This is a genomic window from Pseudomonas paracarnis (assembly GCF_904063055.1).
Lineage (GTDB): Bacteria > Pseudomonadota > Gammaproteobacteria > Pseudomonadales > Pseudomonadaceae > Aquipseudomonas > Aquipseudomonas paracarnis.
This window is the reverse complement of the sequence record NZ_CAJFCN010000004.1, coordinates 364,780-382,905: the sequence shown is the minus strand read 5'-3', so window position 1 is coordinate 382,905 and position 18,126 is coordinate 364,780. Positions and strand designations below refer to the sequence as shown.

General features: G+C 62.0%; 17 protein-coding genes. 12 read left to right on the top strand and 5 right to left on the bottom strand.

Annotated elements, in window-relative coordinates; all coding sequences use genetic code 11:
* Window positions 1–26 precede the first annotated feature (26 nt).
* A complete protein-coding gene (locus tag JMV15_RS11715; protein ID WP_014719019.1) occupies window positions 27–920 on the bottom strand; it encodes a GNAT family acetyltransferase in 894 nt (297 codons plus the stop codon).
* A gap of 283 nt (window positions 921–1,203) precedes the next feature.
* Here JMV15_RS11715 and ctlX point away from each other — a divergent pair, with 283 nt between their 5' ends.
* The 7 genes from ctlX to JMV15_RS11680 all read left to right on the top strand — a co-directional run bounded on the left by ctlX (window position 1,204) and on the right by JMV15_RS11680 (window position 7,081).
* Complete coding sequence (ctlX, locus tag JMV15_RS11710; protein WP_014719020.1) at window positions 1,204–2,130, top strand: citrulline utilization hydrolase CtlX; 927 nt, start codon at window positions 1,204–1,206, stop codon at window positions 2,128–2,130.
* Window positions 2,131–2,141: 11 nt separating this feature from the next.
* Window positions 2,142–3,188 carry an ornithine cyclodeaminase gene (locus JMV15_RS11705; RefSeq protein ID WP_014719021.1) on the top strand — a complete coding sequence of 349 codons (1,047 nt, stop codon included), beginning with the start codon at window positions 2,142–2,144 and terminating at the stop codon, window positions 3,186–3,188.
* 227 nt (window positions 3,189–3,415) lie between these two features.
* Window positions 3,416–4,195: an ABC transporter substrate-binding protein gene (locus JMV15_RS11700; RefSeq protein ID WP_014719022.1), complete on the top strand. Its 780-nt coding sequence runs from the start codon at window positions 3,416–3,418 to the stop codon at window positions 4,193–4,195.
* A 138-nt stretch (window positions 4,196–4,333) separates the two neighbouring features.
* Window positions 4,334–5,035, top strand: coding sequence for an ABC transporter permease (locus JMV15_RS11695; RefSeq protein WP_014719023.1), 702 nt, complete (start codon window positions 4,334–4,336; stop codon window positions 5,033–5,035).
* On the top strand, window positions 5,032–5,745 hold the full coding sequence (locus tag JMV15_RS11690) for an ABC transporter permease (RefSeq protein ID WP_014719024.1): 714 nt from the start codon (window positions 5,032–5,034) through the stop codon (window positions 5,743–5,745). The genes JMV15_RS11695 and JMV15_RS11690 overlap by 4 nt, the downstream gene beginning before the upstream one ends.
* 3 nt (window positions 5,746–5,748) lie before the next feature.
* On the top strand, window positions 5,749–6,579 hold the full coding sequence (locus tag JMV15_RS11685; protein ID WP_014719025.1) for an ABC transporter ATP-binding protein: 831 nt from the start codon (window positions 5,749–5,751) through the stop codon (window positions 6,577–6,579).
* Window positions 6,580–6,583: 4 nt separating this feature from the next.
* A complete protein-coding gene (locus tag JMV15_RS11680) occupies window positions 6,584–7,081 on the top strand; it encodes an Lrp/AsnC family transcriptional regulator (RefSeq protein ID WP_014719026.1) in 498 nt (165 codons plus the stop codon).
* Between the two features lie 125 nt (window positions 7,082–7,206).
* Here the strand turns inward: JMV15_RS11680 and JMV15_RS11675 are convergent, their stop codons facing one another.
* From JMV15_RS11675 to JMV15_RS11660, 4 genes are all read right to left on the bottom strand, one after another.
* Window positions 7,207–8,040, bottom strand: coding sequence for a TIGR03915 family putative DNA repair protein (locus tag JMV15_RS11675; RefSeq protein WP_014719027.1), 834 nt, complete (start codon window positions 8,038–8,040; stop codon window positions 7,207–7,209).
* Window positions 8,037–9,257 (bottom strand): putative DNA modification/repair radical SAM protein, encoded by a 1,221-nt coding sequence (locus JMV15_RS11670; RefSeq protein WP_014719028.1) that lies wholly within the window; start codon window positions 9,255–9,257, stop codon window positions 8,037–8,039. Before JMV15_RS11670 ends, JMV15_RS11675 begins: the two co-directional genes overlap by 4 nt.
* Before the next feature lie 100 nt (window positions 9,258–9,357).
* On the bottom strand, window positions 9,358–10,695 hold the full coding sequence (locus JMV15_RS11665) for a lysine N(6)-hydroxylase/L-ornithine N(5)-oxygenase family protein (RefSeq protein WP_014719029.1): 1,338 nt from the start codon (window positions 10,693–10,695) through the stop codon (window positions 9,358–9,360).
* Window positions 10,696–10,814: 119 nt separating this feature from the next.
* Window positions 10,815–11,297, bottom strand: coding sequence for a sigma-70 family RNA polymerase sigma factor (locus JMV15_RS11660; protein WP_014719030.1), 483 nt, complete (start codon window positions 11,295–11,297; stop codon window positions 10,815–10,817).
* A 336-nt stretch (window positions 11,298–11,633) separates the two neighbouring features.
* Here JMV15_RS11660 and JMV15_RS11655 point away from each other — a divergent pair, with 336 nt between their 5' ends.
* The 5 genes from JMV15_RS11655 to JMV15_RS11635 all read left to right on the top strand — a co-directional run bounded on the left by JMV15_RS11655 (window position 11,634) and on the right by JMV15_RS11635 (window position 17,925).
* A complete protein-coding gene (locus tag JMV15_RS11655) occupies window positions 11,634–12,806 on the top strand; it encodes an efflux RND transporter periplasmic adaptor subunit (RefSeq protein ID WP_014719031.1) in 1,173 nt (390 codons plus the stop codon).
* Window position 12,807: 1 nt separating this feature from the next.
* Window positions 12,808–14,781: a MacB family efflux pump subunit gene (locus tag JMV15_RS11650; RefSeq protein ID WP_038450614.1), complete on the top strand. Its 1,974-nt coding sequence runs from the start codon at window positions 12,808–12,810 to the stop codon at window positions 14,779–14,781.
* Complete coding sequence (locus JMV15_RS11645; RefSeq protein WP_038450623.1) at window positions 14,774–16,186, top strand: efflux transporter outer membrane subunit; 1,413 nt, start codon at window positions 14,774–14,776, stop codon at window positions 16,184–16,186. Before JMV15_RS11650 ends, JMV15_RS11645 begins: the two co-directional genes overlap by 8 nt.
* Window positions 16,187–16,293: 107 nt before the next feature.
* Window positions 16,294–17,049: a proteinase gene (locus JMV15_RS11640; RefSeq protein ID WP_038450625.1), complete on the top strand. Its 756-nt coding sequence runs from the start codon at window positions 16,294–16,296 to the stop codon at window positions 17,047–17,049.
* Between the two features lie 108 nt (window positions 17,050–17,157).
* Window positions 17,158–17,925: a FadR/GntR family transcriptional regulator gene (locus tag JMV15_RS11635; RefSeq protein WP_014719035.1), complete on the top strand. Its 768-nt coding sequence runs from the start codon at window positions 17,158–17,160 to the stop codon at window positions 17,923–17,925.
* Window positions 17,926–18,126: the final 201 nt, after the last annotated feature.

Genomic DNA, 18,126 nt, shown 5'->3' with positions numbered 1-18,126 from the left:
CAGCTCCCACACTGGTTTCTGCGCTTTCAAGAGCGTGGCGCAATATTCTCGGCAATCTTCTTGCCCATACTGATCCTCGGCTCCACCCCGTACCCCAACGCCTCATAAAACCCTACCACCACGTCATTGCCGCCGGTGATCTGCAGGTTGATCTTCATGCAACCCAGCGCCGTCAACGCCTGTTCGGCATAGCGCACCAGCGACGATCCCAGGCCATGGCGCCGATAGTCGGTATGCACCGCCACCGAATACAACCAGCCACGATGCCCGTCATAGCCGGCGAGAATGGTACCGATCACGGCTTTGTTGTCGGTGGCAACGAAGAACAACCCGTCGTTGACCGCCAGTTTCTTATCAATCGCCAGGCTCGGCAGGTTATGCGCGGTGTCATAGCCAAACGCCTGCTGCCATAACTCAATCACCTGGGCACGGTGTTGACGGTCGCGATAAGGCCCTATGGGGTGGCGGGACAACAGCGTTTTTTCCATCACCAACGTGCGCTCATTGCCGTGGTACACGTCACGCACGTTGTGAAAACCCAACTTAGCGTAGAAGGCTTGCGCCGTCAGCGAGGACGGCACGCTCAAGACCGTCACGCCGGCTTCACGGGCGCGCAGTTCGATCTCGATCATCAACAATCGGCCAATGCCCTGCCCTTGCAGCGCTGGGTTGACGAACACCGAGCGCACCACATTGCCATCCAGTGAGGCCGTAGCGACGATCAGTTGAGCCTGAGTCGCCACCAACACTACCCGCCGCTGGAGCAATGCCAGCACAGCGTCGGGGGTGAAGTTGCTGGCAACCCGCGCAATCACATCCGCGGGGTAATCACGTGCGTTGCTGCTGTGCAGCGCAGCCAGGATGACGTGGCTGATACCTTCGGCATCGGACGGTTGGGCAAGGCGAACAGCGGTAGACATGGTTCCTCCTGGCTGACACAGCGATAACAATCACCACAATACCAATGTGGGAGCTGGCTTGCCTGCGATAGCGGTGGGCCAGCCAGATGAATGGGGCTGACACACCGCTATCACAGGCAAGCCAGTTCCCACAGTTTGATCGTATTTCAATCTGGCAGCCGATTCGGCTGCGCCACTCCCGTTTTCAGCTTTCTTGGCTGAGCCACCCCGCCGTTTCAGCCGGGATCCTTTCCCCGCAACGCACACAATAGCGGCACAAGATCCCCAACGGACCCGTGCCCCCATGCAAACCACCAACACCGTCCTGATGATCCGCCCGGCGCGCTTTGCCTTCAACCCGGATACCGCGATCAACAACCGTTTCCAACGCCCGCCGCTGGACCCGCTCAGTGCACAGCACAAAGCGCTGGAGGAGTTCGACGGTTATGTCGACACCTTGCGCCAGCACGGCGTGGAGGTGCTGGTGGTGCAGGACACGCCGGCGCCCCACACGCCCGACTCGATCTTCCCCAACAACTGGTGGAGCAGCCATGCCGACGGCAGCCTGGTGCTCTACCCCATGGAAGGCCAGAACCGCCGACTGGAGCGCAACAAGGGCGTGCTGCAAGTTTTGGAGCAGCGCTTTGCGATCAACACCACCATCGATCTCAGCCACCTGGAACAACAGAACATCTTCCTGGAAGGCACCGGCAGCATGGTACTCGACCGCCAGCACCGCATCAGCTACGCCTGCCATTCGGGGCGCACCCACCACGCGGCCCTGCGCCAGTTTGCCGAACGCCTCGACTACCAACTCTGCGTGTTCCACGCCCTGGACCGCCACCAGGCACCCATCTACCACAGCAACGTGATGATGAGCGTTGGCCGCGACCTCGCGGTGGTGTGCCTGCAGGCCCTGCCCGACGACCGCGAACGCCTGGCCCTGGAACGCTCCCTGCGTGATACCGGCAAAGACATCCTCAGCCTGGACTTCGACCAGCTGGAAGCCTTCGCCGGCAACATGCTGGAGGTCCACGACCGGGACGGCCAGCCGTTGCTGGTGATGTCCGCCAGTGCCTGGGGCGCCCTGCATCCGGCGCAGCGTCAGCATGTGGAACGCCATACGCGGCCGGTGGTGGTGAATATCGACAACATCGAACGCATCGGCGGCGGCAGTGCCCGCTGCATGCTGGCCGAAGTGCATCTGCCGGCCCGTCCCTCATTTCAATAAGGAGTCTTGCCATGACCCGTTATATCGACGTCAACGACCTCAGCTACCTGGTTTCGCAAAAAGGCCTGCAAACCTGCATCACCGAAATGGCCGACTACATTCGCGCCGACTACCTGCGCTGGCAGGATTTCGAGAAATGCGCGCGCCTGGCCAACCACTCACCGGATGGGGTGATCGAGCTGATGCCAGTGTCCGACGCCTCGCTGTACGCCTTCAAGTACGTCAACGGCCACCCGAAAAACACCCTGGCCGGCATGCTCACCGTGATGGCGTTCGGTGCCTTGGGCGACGTCGACACCGGTAAACCGGTGCTGCTGGCGGAAATGACCCTGACCACTGCGATCCGCACCGCCGCCACCTCGGCCCTGGTCGCCCGCTACCTGGCCCGCGCCAACAGCCGCAGCATGGCGCTGATCGGCAACGGCTGCCAAAGCGAATTCCAGGCCCTGGCCTTCCACGCCATGCTCGGTATTACTGAAATCCGCCTGTTCGACATCGACCCCCAGGCCACCGCCAAGCTCGCCGCCAACCTCAAGGCGTTCCCGGCGATCAAGGTGATCCTGGCCGCCAGCGTCGCCGAGGCAGTCAAAGGCGCGGACATTGTCACCACCGTGACTGCGGACAAAGCCTACGCCACCATCCTGACTGACGAGATGATCGAGCCAGGCATGCACCTCAATGCCGTGGGCGGTGACTGCCCGGGCAAGACCGAGCTGGACCGCCGCATCGTCGAGCGCGCCCGGGTGATCGTCGAGTACGAACCGCAAAGCCGCATCGAAGGTGAAATCCAGCATATGCCGGAAGATTCGCCGGTCACCGAGCTGTGGCAAGTGATCAACGGCCAACAGCCGGGCCGCGAAAATGACCGCCAAATTACCCTGTTCGACTCGGTGGGTTTTGCCATCGAAGACTACTCGGCCCTGCGCTATGTATTGGACGTGGCCAAAGCCTCGGATGTGGGCAGCGAGCTGGAGCTGGTGCCGGACCTGGCCGACCCGAAAAACCTGTTCGCACGCCTGGCCCAGCAACCTGTGGTACAGCATAAAAAGCGCGCCTGAAACCGCTCTGGCCTGCCGCTTTGCGCCCAGGGCAGGCCAGATTCTAGTGGGTTAAAAGCCGATTTTGCCGGTGCCGCAGCCGATTCCGCTGCATTGCTTGTTTTAACAGCGCAATTTGCGCTTTGCGCAGGGGGTAAACGACACAAAAAACGCACCACCATGAAGCATTCTCTGCTCCCAGTTATTCACTGCCCCTGACATCAATTACAAAATATAGGGACCGACACATGACTCCTCTGCGATCACTCTTCGCTGCGTTGCTGTTGCCACTGTGCGCCACCGCTGCCCACGCCCAGGACTGGAAAGAAATCCGGTTTGGCGTGTTCCCCGAATACCCGCCCTTCGAATCTGTCGCCGCCGACGGCAGCCTGCAAGGGTTCGATATCGAACTGGGCAACGCTATCTGCGCCAAGCTCGAAGTGAAATGCACCTGGGTGCACAACGAATTCGACGGCATGATCCCGGCCCTGCGTGCGCGCAAGTTCGACGCGATCATGTCCTCCATGGCCGTGACCCCGGCTCGTGAGAAAGTCATCGACTTCACCGACCGCCTGTTCCTCAGCCCCACCTCGGTGATCACCCGCAAAAACGCCACCTTCGGTGACACCCCCGAGTCGCTGAACGGCAAGCACGTTGGCGTGCTGCAAGGCTCGTTGCAGGAAGCCTATGCCCGAGCGCACCTGGCCAAGCTCGGTGCACAGATCAAGGCATACCAGTCCCAGGAACAGAACTACGCCGACCTGCAAAACGGCCGCCTCGACGCCACCCTGACGGACAAGCTCGAAGCCCAGCTCAACTTCCTGTCCAAGCCCGAAGGCGCCGACTTCAAGACCGGCCCGGCCTTCAAGGACCCGACCCTGCCGCTGGACATCGCCATGGGCCTGCGCAAGAACGACCAGGCATTGCGTGAGCTGATCAACAAGGGCATCGCCGCCGTCCAGGCCGATGGCACTTACGCACAGATCCAGAAGAAATACTTTGGCGATCAAGACATCTACAACGAGTAACCGGCAACCCGTGCCCCTGTGGGAGCGGGCTTGCCCGCGATAACGGTGCTTCAGGCACCCACGCCGTGACTGCACCACCGTTATCGCAGGCAAGCCAGCTCCCACAGTAAATCCGTGCACTCCTTCGAGATCTTCCCCATGAACGACCTCCTCAACCTGCAAGGCTACGGCCCCATGCTGGCCCAGGGTGCCTGGATGACGCTCAAGCTGGCGTTCCTCGCCCTGGCTCTGAGCCTTACGCTGGGCCTGGTCGCCGCTGGCGCCAAACTCTCCAGCGCCAAATGGCTGCGCGTGCCGGCCACGCTCTACACCACGTTGATCCGCAGCGTGCCGGACCTGGTGCTGATCCTGCTGATCTTCTACAGCCTGCAACTGTGGCTCAACGACCTGACCGAAGCGTTCGGCTGGGACTACGTTGAAATCGACCCGTTTACCGCCGGGGTGATCACCCTGGGCTTTATCTACGGTGCGTATTTCACCGAGAACTTCCGGGGTGCGATCCTCAGTGTGCCGGCGGGCCAACTGGAAGCCGCCACCGCCTACGGCCTGAGCCGCTGGCAGCGCTTTCACCTGGTGCTGTTCCCGCAACTGATGCGCTTTGCCCTGCCTGGCCTGGGCAATAACTGGCTGGTGCTGCTCAAGTCCACGGCGCTGGTGTCCATCATCGGCCTGTCAGACCTGGTCAAGGCCGCGCAGAACGCCGGCAAGTCCACCAGCGAGCCGCTGTACTTCCTGATCCTCGCGGGCCTGGTGTACCTGGTGATTACCACCCTCTCCAACCGCATCTTCAAGCGCCTGGAACGGCGCTATAACCTGGGCATCAAGGGGATGGCGCGATGATCGAACTGTTCCAGCAATACGGCCTGGCCTATCTGTTCAGCGATGGCAGCGGCCTGTCCGGTGTCGCCATGACCTTGTGGCTGTTCATTATCTCGGTGGTGCTCGGCTTTGGCCTGTCGATCCCCCTGGCGCTGGCACGCGTCTCAGAGCATTTCTGGCTGCGCTGGCCGGTGGAGGTTTACACCTACCTGTTCCGTGGCACGCCCCTGTATATCCAACTGCTGATTTGCTACACCGGGCTGTACAGCCTGGAAGTGGTGCAGGACAACGCCCTGCTCAACCAGTTTTTCCGCAACGCGCTGAACTGCACACTGTTGGCGTTTGTGCTCAACACCTGCGCCTACACCGTGGAAATCTTCGCCGGGGCAATCCGCAACATTCCCCATGGCGAGATCGAAGCGGCACGCGCCTATGGCCTGCACGGCTGGCGGCTGAACCTGTTTGTGATCGTACCCGCCGCATTGCGTCGCGCCCTGCCGGCCTACAGCAATGAAATGATCCTGATGCTGCACGCCACGTCACTGGCGTTTACCGCCACCGTCGCCGACATCCTCAAGGTCGCCCGCGATGCGAATGCCGAGACGTTCCTGACCTTCCAGGCCTTCGGCATCGCCGCGCTGCTCTACATGCTGCTGTCCTTTGCACTGGTGGGCCTGTTCAGGCTGGCCGAACGTCGCTGGATGCGCTTTCTTGTTCCTACCCGAGGCTAACCCATGAATCAGTCCGCGCAGGCCCTGGCCGCTTATCCAATGGATGTACCCGTCGGCAAAACCGCCACGGCGGCCATCAAGCTGCAAGTCGAAGGTATCCATAAACGCTACGGCGAACACGAAGTGCTCAAGGGCGTGTCCCTCAATGCACGCCAGGGCGATGTGATCAGCCTGATCGGCGCCAGCGGCTCGGGCAAAAGCACGATGCTGCGGTGCATCAACTTTCTGGAACAGCCTGACGCCGGGGTGATCACCCTGGACGGCATCAGCATTGAAATGCAACCAGGCCGCGCCGGCACCCGTGCGCCGCACCAGGCGCAACTGCAAAACCTGCGCACGCGCCTGGCCATGGTGTTCCAGCACTTCAACCTGTGGAGCCACATGACCGTGCTGGAAAACATCACCATGGCCCCGCGCCGGGTGCTGAACGTGAGCGCCGCCGAAGCCGAGAAGCGTGCGCGACTGTACCTGGACAAGGTCGGCCTGCCGAGCCGCGTGGCGGACCAATACCCGGCGTTCCTGTCCGGTGGCCAGCAGCAGCGCGTGGCCATTGCGCGCGCGCTGGCAATGGAACCGGAGATTATCCTGTTCGATGAACCCACCTCGGCCCTGGACCCGGAACTTGTAGGAGAAGTGCTCAAAGTCATACAGACGTTGGCCGAGGAAGGTCGTACCATGCTGATGGTCACCCACGAAATGGGCTTTGCCCGCCAGGTGTCCAGCCAAGTGCTGTTCCTGCACCAGGGCCGAGTCGAAGAACACGGCGGCGCCGAGATCCTCGACCATCCCACCAGCGAACGCTTGCAGCAATTTCTTTCCAACCGTTTGAAGTGAACTCATGGATACCAAGGCCCACGGACCCCATTCTTCCCCTACGCTGGATCGCATCGACGAAGCGATCATCGACGTACTCAGGCATCAGGGGCGTATTACCTACGAAAAGCTCTCGTCGCTGGTGCACCTCACCCCCAGGCCCTGCCTGGAACGGGTGCGCAAGCTGGAACGACGCGGGGTGATCCGTGGGTATGGGGCGATCATCGATGTGCAGATGGTCTCACCGGGGCTGTCACTGCTGGTGCTGGTGGCCTTGTCCAACCAAAGCGGGCGCTCGGCGCAAAAGGCCTTCGAAGCCTGCGTGAAAGCCTGCCCGCAGGTATTCGAATGCCAGTTGATCAGCGGGCCGTTCGACTACAGCCTGCGCATGCGCTGCCGGGATATGGAACATTACCGGGTGCTGACCGAGACCTGGTTGAACAATGATGAGTTGCACATTGATAAGCTGGTGGCGCATCCGGAGTTGGCGGTGGTCAAGAACACCGCGACCGAACTGGCCTGATCCAGCTGGCTCGTTCCCACGCTCTGCGTGGGAATGCATCCAATGACGCTCCGCGTCACAAAACTTCAAGAGCAGACGCGGAGCGTCCAGGGTGGCATTCCCACGCAGAGCGTGGGAACGATCATTCACCCCTGCCCACTTAATATTCTTTTGCCTGGCTTGGCACCCACCAGCTTCGCCTGCCCATCTTTCTGCTTGCCCGTGCGGGCTTCACTGATCAGCCCCGGAATCAACTTGCCCTCCGGCAAATTCTTCCAGAAGCGGCTGGGCAAATGCCCTTCCATCACCTTAGGGTTCAAGCGTGCCGGGTTGAAGATGTGGCTGTAGTAGGTCAGCCACATGGCGCTGTGGGGATCTTCAACATTCTGCGCCAGTTGCTGCCAGGCCTCGGGGCACTGGCGCTGATGAATCAATTGCTCGCCGTCGTAATAGACCCCGTCCAGGGGCGTGGCGATCATCCAGCGATGGCGGCCCATGCGCCCGATAAAATGCTCGCTGGCGCTCTTGAGAATGTCATGGGCCGGCTCATGCCAGGCCACGTACTCCGGCAGTTCCGGCCCTGCCTCGGCCGGCAGCGCGATGAAGCGCACAAACGCGTGCAAGTGGTGGGCCTCCCGGCTGACTTGCTTGATGCGCCGCTGCAACTCGCTGCCAAGCTTGTCACCTGCCAGCATGGCCGTGCGATCACCGTGGCTGACCCGCCATAGCACTTCATACAACAGGCTCCAGCGCTGATCACCTTGATAACAGGCAGCGGACTCCAACAATTGCAACAGCGCCTTGGGTATGCGCGCCTGAAACGGCCCCATCCCTGGTGGGATAGGTTCATCGGTAGCGAACAGGTCCGCCGCCTGCGCCTCGCCCCAGCTGACCTGGCTGGGGTCGACCTGATGGCTGAGCAACCAGCGGGCCTGTTCGCGCCAGGTGCTGAACAGGTTGTCGCACTCCAGGCTGATCATCCCCACAACCCCATCTGTTGCGGCTGCGGACGGTCCCGCAATTGTTCGCGCAACAACACACTGGTGCTGTCGGCCTGCTGCGGGTGGTAGTCGCTGGTGATGAAAAACGGCTTGGCCTTGGCCAGCACGCAGCGCATGCGCGCCAGGTCTTCGAAGCGGATCTTGCGTTCACGGCGCAGGTCGACCAGGCGCTGGGTGGTGCGCAGGCCGATGCCGGGGATACGTGCGATCAGGGTCGGCTCGGCGCGGTTGAGGTCCAGGGGGAACACCTCGCGATGCTCCAGGGCCCACGCCAGCTTGGGGTCGATATCCAGTGCCAGGTCACCGGGGCCGGCGAACAGCTCATTGGCGCTGAAACCGTAGCTGCGCAGCAGGAAATCAGCCTGGTACAAGCGGTGCTCGCGCATCAAGGGCGGCGCGGCCAGGGGTACGCTTTTCGGGCTGTTGGGGATGGGGCTGAACGCCGAGTAATACACGCGGCGCAGCTTGAAATTACCGTACAACGCCTCGGCACCGTGCAGGATGGTGCTGTCGTCGGTGTCGTCGGCGCCGACGATCATCTGCGTGCTCTGCCCGGCCGGGGCGAAACGTGGCGCGCGGGGTTCGTTGAGCACCGTCTGTTCGCCGGTGTAGATGGTCTGCATGGCCTGCTTGATCGAGCCGATCTGCTTCTCGGGCGCCAGGGTTTGCAGGCTGGCGTCGGTGGGCAGTTCGATATTCACACTGAGGCGATCGGCATAACGGCCAGCCTCGGCGATCAGGGCCGGGTCGGCATCGGGGATGGTCTTGAGGTGGATATAACCGCGAAAGTCATGCTCTTCGCGCAGCAGTTTGGCGACCCGCACCAGTTGCTCCATGGTGTAGTCCGACGAACGGATGATGCCGGAGCTGAGGAACAGCCCGCTGACGCAATTGCGCTTGTAGAAATCCAGGGTCAGGGTGACCACCTCCTCCGGGCTGAAGCGCGCACGGGGCACGTCGCTGGAGCGGCGGTTGACGCAGTATTGGCAGTCGTAGAGGCAGAAGTTGGTGAGCAACACCTTGAGCAACGACACGCAACGGCCATCGGGCGTGTAGCTGTGGCAGATGCCCATGCCATTGGTGGAACCCAGCCCCGCCTTGCCCTCGGAACTGCGCTTGGGCGCGCCACTGCTGGCGCAGGACGCGTCGTACTTGGCGGCGTCGGCGAGGATGCTGAGTTTTTCGATCAACTGCATGGAGGGCTACCGATACTGGTTTTTTGTACAGTACCAATAGCCACACTTTGTCACAAGTGCCGTCTGTAGGAGCAAGCTCTGGCCACAATAAGCGGATCGGTCAGCTGGCGGTGGCCAGGAGCAGGTCCTGCACCGAACGCGCCTTGCCACGGTGATGGTCCAGCGCATACAACGACGCCGCAATCTCATCCGCCCGAATCGGCAACACCGACAGCAAGGTATCGCTCAAGCCATGGCTGGCCTGGCTGAAGCCCTGGATGTAGATGCCAGCCTTGCAGCGCTCGTCGGTGACGATGCGGTAGTCGCGGGCCACTTCAAAGTCGCCCATGTAGGCTTGCAGCGGCGCCAGCAGTTCACGGTGCATCTGGCGCTCGTAGCCGGTGGCCAGGATTACCGCGTCGTAATGGTTGAGGCTGGTTTCGCCGGTGGCGGTATTGCGCAGGGCCAGTTCGATGCCCAGCGGGCCGGCGGTGGCCTTCTCCACTACGGTCAGGGTGCGGAACGCCTGGCGGGCGATGCCGGAGACTTTCTGGCGGTAGAAAATCCCGTAGATGCGCTCGATCAGGTCCAGGTCCACCACCGAGTAGTTGGTGTTCTGGTACTCGGCGACCAAACGCTCACGCTCGGCACCGACTTGCTGGAACACCAGGTCAGTAAAGGCCGGCGAGAACACTTCGTTGACGAACGGGCTGTCGTCGGCCGGCTTGAGCGCCGAGCCGCGCAGGATCATGTCGACCTGCACCGACGGGAAGCTGTCATTGAGGTCGATAAAGGCTTCGGCCGCGCTCTGGCCACCGCCGATCACGGCGATGCGCATCGGCTTGCCGTCTACGCACGGCTGGCTGGCCATGCGCTCCAGGTACTGGGAATGGTGAAACACCCGGCTATCGCCCTTGAGCGCCTTGAATGCCTCGGGGATGCGCGGTGTGCCGCCGGCGCTGACCACCACCGAACGGGTGGTGCGCACATGCTGCTCGCCCTGGGCATCACGGGAGATCACGCGCAACGCCTCGACCTGCTGCTGATGCAGGATCGGCTCGATGGCCAACACTTCCTCGCCGTAGTTGGCCTGGGCCTGGAACTGCCCCGCCACCCAGCGCAGGTAGTCGTTGTACTCCATGCGGCAGGGATAGAAGGTGCCCAGGTTGATGAAGTCCACCAAGCGTTCGTGGGCCTTGAGGTAGTTGACGAAGGAGTACGGGCTGGTGGGGTTGCGCAGGGTCACCAGGTCCTTGAGGAAGGAAATCTGCAGTTCGCTCTGGGTCACCAGGGTATTGCCGTGCCAGCGGTAGTCGGCTTGTTTGTCGAGAAACAGCACGTCCAGCTTGCCCTGGGCCTTTTCACGCTCCTGCAGGGCGATGGCCAGCGCCAGGTTCGAAGGGCCGAAACCGATCCCGATCAGGTCATGAACCGCGGGCGAAGCAATTGCCTGTGTCATTCCAGTGTCCTCTGGATAAGCCCCATGGCGGTGGGGCGGGAATACCTTCATGGCCTGAACAACAGGCCGTGTGTTGATAGGAAACGAGGACAGTGAAATAAAATTTAACTAACAGCCGATCAGTGCGCTTCCCACTCGCGCATGCGCACCCGGCAGTGCTTCATCGCATTGACGATGTGTTTTTCCACCAGGCTGCGGGAAATGCACAGGCGTTCGGCGATTTGCACGTGGGACAGGCCTTCGAGTTTGCGCAACAGGAAACTGTCGCGACAGGCCGCCGGCAACTCGGCCAAGGCGCGCTCGAGCATCTCCAGGCGCTGGCCCTGGTGGTGGCTGGTGTGGGGGGAACAGGCGGCGAAGCGCTCTTCGCTGTCCAGCACCTCAAGAGGCTCGGACTGACGCAAGGCATTACGCCGATGGCCGTCGATCACCAGGTTCAGTGCCGTGCGGTAAAGAAACGCGCGAGGCTGCTCGATTGGCGTATCGCTTACGCGCTCCAGCACCCGCACATAGGCGTCATGCACCACATCTTCGGCCACCTGGCGGTTACCCAGCTTGGCGTTCAGGAAACACACCAGCTCGCGATAGTAGTTTTCCAACATGACTCCTGAGCACCTCCCGGTGGTGTTGATCCTGTAGGAGCGTGCTTGCTCGCCAAGAACCTGAGGGCACATCGTTTTATCTGGATGCACGCGTTATCGTTGACGTTTTCGCGAGCGAACTTGCTCCCAACAGACAGCCATCGATGATGGCAGTTTGAGTACGTGCAATTTATAGTAATTCTCATCTACTTTTAAAGAAGTCTTGCTCCCACGTATGGTTTTTTTCGCCGACGCAGCTGTTACTGCGTATGTAAACGCCTAAATATTCGCGCAATTTTCTCGTATAACAGTCAGCTCTTCGCCACTCGGCCCCCTTTCCCTGGCTGGAACCAAAGCATGAAACGCCCTCGCCCCGCCCGCCTCGCCCTGCTTGCTGTGGTGTGCCTGATCCCCCTCCTTGCAGTGGCAGCCTGGCAGCTGTTGCCGCCAGGTCGAGATAGCTTGCCCACGGTCACTGTCGTGCGCGGCGACATTGAGAACAGTGTCACCGCCCTGGGCACCCTGCAACCGCGACGCTACGTAGACGTCGGCGCCCAGGCCTCCGGACAGATCCGCAAGATCCATGTCGAGGCCGGTGACCAGGTCACGCAAGGCCAGCTACTGGTAGAGATCGACCCTGCCACGCAGCAGGCCAAACTCGACGCCAGCCGCTACGCCATCGAAAACCTCGAGGCCCAGTTGCAGGAGCAAAAAGCCCAGCACGAGCTGGCGCGCCAGAAGTATCAGCGCCAGCAGCGCCTGAGCGCCGGGAATGCCACCCGCGAAGAAGATGTGCAAACCGCCAAGGCCGAACTGAGTGCGACCCAGGCGCGGGTGGACATGTTCAAGGCCCAGATCCGCCAGGCCCAGGCCAGCCTGCGCAGTGACGAGGCCGAACTGGGCTATACGCGGATTTACGCGCCGATGAGCGGCACCGTAGTGGCGGTAGATGCGCGAGTCGGCCAGACGCTCAACGCCCAGCAACAGACGCCGTTGATCCTGCGCATCGCCAAACTGTCGCCGATGACCGTATGGGCCGAAGTGTCCGAAGCCGATATCGGCCACGTCAAACCGGGCATGAGCGCCTATTTCACCACCCTCGCCGGCGGCACCCGGCGCTGGACCAGCACCGTGCGCCAGATCCTGCCGATCCCGCCCAAGCCCCTGAACGAAACCAGCCAAGGCAGTGGCAGCCCCAGCAGTACCAGCAAAACCGGCAGTGGCCGGGTAGTGCTATACACCGTACTGCTGGATGTGGACAACGCTGACAATGCGTTAATGGCCGAAATGACCACCCAGGTGTTTTTCGTCGCCAGCCAGGCCAGGGACGCTCTCACCATCCCGGTCGCAGCGCTGCTCGGCAGCCAAGGCACCGACAAGCAGATCGCGCGGGTCGTGACCAAAAACGGCGCCATCAAGGAGCGAGAAGTACAGCTGGGTATCAGTGACCGCCTGCGGGTTGAAGTGTTGGATGGCCTGGACGAAGGCGATCACCTGTTGATCGGCCCAGCCAGCGGCAGCGGGGGTTGATGTGACCACGCCACTGATCGAACTCAAGAACATCCGCAAATCCTACGGCGGCGGCGACAGCCCGCAGGTCGACGTATTGCGTGGGATCGACCTGTCGATCCATGCAGGAGAGTTCGTTGCCATCGTCGGCGCCTCCGGCTCCGGCAAATCCACACTGATGAACATCCTCGGCTGCCTCGACCGCCCCACCGTGGGCGACTACCTGTTCGCAGGGGAAAACGTCGCGCACCTGGACAGCGACGCACTGGCCTGGCTGCGCCGCGAAGCCTTTGGTTTCGTGTTCCAGGGCTACCACCTGATCCCGTCCGGCTCGGCCCAGGAAAACGTTGAGATGCCGGCGATCTATGCGGGTATCAGCGCTGCCGAACGCCATGCCCGTGCCAAGGCTCTGCTGACCCGCCTGGGCCTGGCCGATCGCACCAACAACCGCCCGCACCAGCTCTCCGGTGGTCAGCAACAGCGCGTCTCGATTGCCCGGGCGTTGATGAACGGCGGGCATATAATCCTTGCCGACGAACCCACCGGGGCCCTCGACAGCCACAGCGGTGCCGAGGTGATGGTGCTGCTGGATGAATTGGCGAGCCAGGGCCATGTGGTTATCCTCATTACCCACGACCGCGAAGTCGCGGCGCATGCCAACCGCATCATTGAGATCAGCGACGGCCGGATCATCAGCGATTCGGCGTTGAGTCCCCCCCACGTGCCCGTCACGGCCGGCAGCGACGCATTGCAAGCCGTGGATCTGCGCCAGCGCCTGGCCGACGGTGCCGAACACAATGGTGCCTGGAAAGCCGAGCTGCTGGACGCGGTGCAGGCAGCCTGGCGGGTCATGTGGATCAACCGCTTCCGCACCGCGCTGACGCTGCTGGGAATCATCATCGGCGTGGCGTCGGTGGTAGTGATGCTGGCGGTGGGCGAAGGCAGCAAGCGTCAGGTCATGGCGCAGATGGCGGCCTTCGGCTCCAACATCATCTATCTGAGCGGCTTTTCGCCTAACCCGCGCACACCGGCAGGTATCGTGACCCTCAATGATGTGGCGGCATTGGCTACATTGCCCCAGGTCAAGCGCATCATGCCGGTGAACGGCACCTACGCCGGCGTGCGCTTCGGCAACGTCGACTACATGGCCTATGTGGGCGGCAACGACACCAACTTCCCGGACATCTTCAACTGGCCAGTGGCCCAAGGTAGCTACTTTACCGAAGCCGACGAACGCGCCGGGGCCACGGTGGCGGTGATCGGCCATCGCGTGCGCGAAAAACTGTTCAAAGGCCAGCTAGACCCCATCGGCCAATACATCCTGATCGAAAACGTGCCCTTCCAAGTGATTGGCGTGTTGGCGGAAAAAGGCTCCAGCTCCGGGATGCAAGACAGCGACGACCGTGTCGCCATTCCCTATACCGCCGCCAGCGTGCGCCTGTTCGGCACCTATAATCCCGAATACGTTGTCATTGCCGCCGCCGATGCACGCAAGGTGCAAGAGGCCGAGCAAGCCATCAGTCAGCTTATGCAAAAGCTGCACGGCGGCAAACGCGACTTCCACCTGACCAACGACGCAGCGATGATCCAGGCCGAAGCACGGACCCAGAACACCCTGTCGCTGATGCTCGGCTCGATTGCAGCGATTTCCCTGCTGGTGGGCGGCATCGGCGTGATGAACATCATGTTGATGACCGTGCGCGAACGCACCCGTGAAATCGGCATCCGCATGGCCACCGGGGCACGCCAGCGCGACATCCTGCGCCAGTTTCTCACCGAGGCGGTGATGCTCTCGGTGGTCGGCGGCCTGTTTGGTATTGCCCTGGCATTGCTGGTAGGCGGCGTGCTGGTGCTGGCTGAAGTGGCGGTACAGTTTTCCCTGGTGGCGGTGCTCGGCGCGTTTGGCTGTGCGCTGGTCACCGGCGTCGTATTCGGCTTCATGCCGGCCCGTAAAGCTGCCCGGCTTGATCCGGTTAAGGCGTTGACCAGTGAATAAACGATCTCTCACGCCACAACTGTCAGCGCTCAGTGTGTGCCTGTTGCTCACGGCCTGCGGCACTAACCCGCCCGCCATCGACAACGGCCTTGCTGCGCCCGCCGCCTGGCATTTTGCCGAACGCGAAGCGACCCAAGCCATCAACCAACGTTGGTGGACGCAGTTTGGCAGCCCGGCGCTGAACCGCCTGATCGACCAGGCCCGCCGTGACAGCTTCGACGTGGCGGCGGCCATGGCGCGTGTCCGCCAGGCCCAGGCCACGGCGGTAATTGCCGGTGCACCATTGTTGCCGGAACTGAAGTTCAACCTCAGCGCCAGCCGTCAACGGCTGTTGCGCGGCAGCGGCAACTCGGAGCTGGACGCCACCGAGAGCAACAGGACTGTCAACAACTATGACGCCAACCTCACGGCCAGCTACGAAATCGACTTCTGGGGTGGCCGCGCCGCTGCCCGCGACAGCGCCGTGCACAGCTTGCACGCCAGTGAGTTCGATCAGGCCAACGTGGAGCTGACCCTGCTCAGCAACGTCGCCGACCGCTACGCGCAAACCCTGGCCGCACGCCAGCGCCTGCAGATTGCCGAGCTCAACCTGGCGAATGCGCGCAATGTGCTGAACCTGGTGCAGACCCGCCACGACGCAGGTTCCGCCACGGCCCTGGAACTGGCACAACAGAAAAGCCTGGTAGCCGGTCAGCAACGGCAACTGCCGCTGATCGAGCAATCGGCCGAAGAATCGCAGATCACCCTCGCCGCCTTGCTCGGCCAGCCCGTGCAGGCCCTGGAGCTAGGCACAGAACCCTTTCAGGCATTGACCTGGCCAAGTATCGGGCCTGGCGTGCCCAGCCAGTTATTGAGCCGGCGCCCCGACCTCGCCCAGGCCGAGGCCCAGTTGGCGGCGGCCAGCGCCGACGTCACGGTGGCCCGTGCGGCCATGCTGCCGACGGTGACATTGGGCGCAACGCTCGGCTCAGGCGCGTCCAAGGCTGAAGAGATCCTGCGCAGCCCCTTCTACACCCTGACTTCGGGCCTGATGGCGCCGATTTTCAATAATGGCCGGCTGAGCGCCGAGCGCGACAAGGCTCGGGCACGCCAGGATGAACTGCTGCAAACCTACCGTGGGGCGATCATCAACGGCTTTGCCGATGTGGAAAAAGCCCTCAGCAGCATCACCCGCCTGGACCAGCAACGCCAGTGGCAAACCGAAGAGCTGCAACAGGCGCAGGCCGCCTTCCAGATTGCCCAAAGCCGCTATGAAGCTGGCGCCGAAGACCTGCTCACGGTACTGCAAACCCAGCGCACCCTGTACGACGCCCAAGACCAGAACGTGCTACTGCGCCTGTCGCGCCTGCAAGCCAGCATCGCCCTGTACAAGGCATTGGGCGGTGGCTGGAACACCGATATCTGATAAACGAAACTCATATTTCATACACGAGTTGTTTCTTCACCTTACATTTTCCACCCCAAGGTCCTTGGTAAAAAAGCCGTTATCACACGGATGCCCAGGACCTCATGATGAAACCCAGCGCTTTTGTAAACGGCCTGGTCTGCATCGGCTTTTGGCTGATACCAAACCTGGCGTTGGCCGAGCCCTTGATCGCCCCCACCGCGATCGACTGGTTGCTGGACTGCCCACTCACTGCAACAGCGCGCCTGGACCCCGAAGTGGTTGGCCGCACCCAATGCGGCCTGGTCAGCGTGCCCCGCGACCATGCCGCCCCCCAGCGCGGCCGCATTCGCCTGAGCGTGATACGGGTAGGCGCACGGCAGCCGCTCAACCGTGAAGGCGTGGTGTTCATCCAGGCCGGCGACCCCCAGCGGGTCAAAGGCGCACCTTTCGTCCTTCACTTGGCCAGCCGCTGGGAGTCGCTTGCCACCACCGCCTATCGCACCCTGGTCGACCGCTACGACGTGATCGAGCTGAGCACCCGCGACCTGCGCCAGGGCAATGCCGTGGAACAGGCCGCCCGGGACATGGAGTACGTGCGCGGGCAATTGGGCGAGGCGCGCCTCAACTACCTGGGCAACGCCGCTGCCACGCGCCTGGGCAACCGCTATGGCACGCTGTTTCCCGAGCGCGTCGGGCGCATGGTGCTGATCAATACCGAGCCTGGCGAAGCGCTCGCCGCTGGTGTCGAGCAGCTCTTGCTCAAGGAGTCGGCACACGCAGGCGCTGACGGCTGTGTGAGCCGCTGGCTAGGGGATTTTCTCGCTTATGGCAAACAGCCGCCGGCGACCGCACGCTGCCTGGATTTGGGCGCCTGGGAATAACCTGCGCATTTACGACCCCTATTCACCGAAAACGACCCCTTGCGTTGACGCACCTGCCCAATCGTTATTAAGTGCTATTTATCCGCATTAATACGATAAATCACCGCCATGCTGAGTCGTCCGTTACGCCGCAAACGCCAGAAGCTGTCCGATGTGATTGTCGAGTCGGTCAAGCGCTCGATCGTCACCGACGCCTTGAAGCCCGGCGATCGCCTGCCCACCGAACGCGAGCTGATGGAAAGCTTCCAGTGTTCCAAGGGTTCGGCACGCGAAGCGCTCAAGGCGTTGGAAGTGGAGGGCCTGGTGAGCACGCGCACCGGCCCCAGTGGCGGGGCGTACTTGAACCAGGCCGGCACCGAGCCGGCCAGCCGCGCCCTGCGCAATTACCTGCATTTCCAGCACCTGGACGGCGAGCAGGTCTACCAACTGCGCAAGGTCATCGAAGTGGAGTTGGCGGTGTCGGTGCTGGGGCGTTTGAGCGAAGACGACTACCTGGCCCTGCAAGCCAACGTGGATTTTTGCAGCGCCCCCGAAGACAGCGAAGCCGGCCAGCGCGAACAACGCCTGGCGGAACTGGAGTTCCACAACCTGCTGGCCCGGGCCTGCCCCAACCCGCTGCTGAGTTTCATGGCGCAGTTCCTCAATGACTTGCTGCGCGACCTGGTGGTGCTGAAAAAGGCCTACAAGCCCAAGCGCAAGCAGTTCGATGCGGCCAACCTCGACTATCACAAGCAACTGCTGATCGCCTTTCGTGCCGGGGATGAAAGCGCGGTGCGCAGCTTGATGCATGAACACATGTGCGATGCCGAACACCACATGACCGCGCTGGAAGGCCAGGTGAGCCCGCACTTCCTCTTGGAGTTCGACCACTCTTAAACACACCAACCATTCAATGTGGGAACCCGTTCAATGTGGGAGCTGGCTTGCCTGCGATGCGGGCGCCTCGGTGTTACAGAGGGACCGAGTAGATGCCATCGCAGGCAAGCCAGCTCCCACATTTGACCCCGTTCCCCCGCGAAATCGAGTTATCCAATAACAAGCCTGCCCACAGGCCCTTGCTCCACCGTATCGCCCTTG

Bases quoted from the DNA above. Each gene is read 5' to 3' on its own strand.
- JMV15_RS11665 (WP_014719029.1), bottom strand. From the start codon at position 10,695: ATGACACAGGCAATTGCTTCGCCCGCGGTTCATGACCTGATCGGGATC.
- JMV15_RS11695 (WP_014719023.1), top strand. From the start codon at position 4,334: ATGAACGACCTCCTCAACCTGCAAGGCTACGGCCCCATGCTGGCCCAG.
- JMV15_RS11640 (WP_038450625.1), top strand. From the start codon at position 16,294: ATGAAACCCAGCGCTTTTGTAAACGGCCTGGTCTGCATCGGCTTTTGG.
- JMV15_RS11715 (WP_014719019.1), bottom strand. From the start codon at position 920: ATGTCTACCGCTGTTCGCCTTGCCCAACCGTCCGATGCCGAAGGTATC.
- JMV15_RS11635 (WP_014719035.1), top strand. From the start codon at position 17,158: ATGCTGAGTCGTCCGTTACGCCGCAAACGCCAGAAGCTGTCCGATGTG.
- JMV15_RS11690 (WP_014719024.1), top strand. From the start codon at position 5,032: ATGATCGAACTGTTCCAGCAATACGGCCTGGCCTATCTGTTCAGCGAT.
- JMV15_RS11700 (WP_014719022.1), top strand. From the start codon at position 3,416: ATGACTCCTCTGCGATCACTCTTCGCTGCGTTGCTGTTGCCACTGTGC.
- JMV15_RS11655 (WP_014719031.1), top strand. From the start codon at position 11,634: ATGAAACGCCCTCGCCCCGCCCGCCTCGCCCTGCTTGCTGTGGTGTGC.
- JMV15_RS11680 (WP_014719026.1), top strand. From the start codon at position 6,584: ATGGATACCAAGGCCCACGGACCCCATTCTTCCCCTACGCTGGATCGC.
- JMV15_RS11660 (WP_014719030.1), bottom strand. From the start codon at position 11,297: ATGTTGGAAAACTACTATCGCGAGCTGGTGTGTTTCCTGAACGCCAAG.
- ctlX (WP_014719020.1), top strand. From the start codon at position 1,204: ATGCAAACCACCAACACCGTCCTGATGATCCGCCCGGCGCGCTTTGCC.
- JMV15_RS11685 (WP_014719025.1), top strand. From the start codon at position 5,749: ATGAATCAGTCCGCGCAGGCCCTGGCCGCTTATCCAATGGATGTACCC.
- JMV15_RS11675 (WP_014719027.1), bottom strand. From the start codon at position 8,040: ATGATCAGCCTGGAGTGCGACAACCTGTTCAGCACCTGGCGCGAACAG.
- JMV15_RS11670 (WP_014719028.1), bottom strand. From the start codon at position 9,257: ATGCAGTTGATCGAAAAACTCAGCATCCTCGCCGACGCCGCCAAGTAC.
- JMV15_RS11705 (WP_014719021.1), top strand. From the start codon at position 2,142: ATGACCCGTTATATCGACGTCAACGACCTCAGCTACCTGGTTTCGCAA.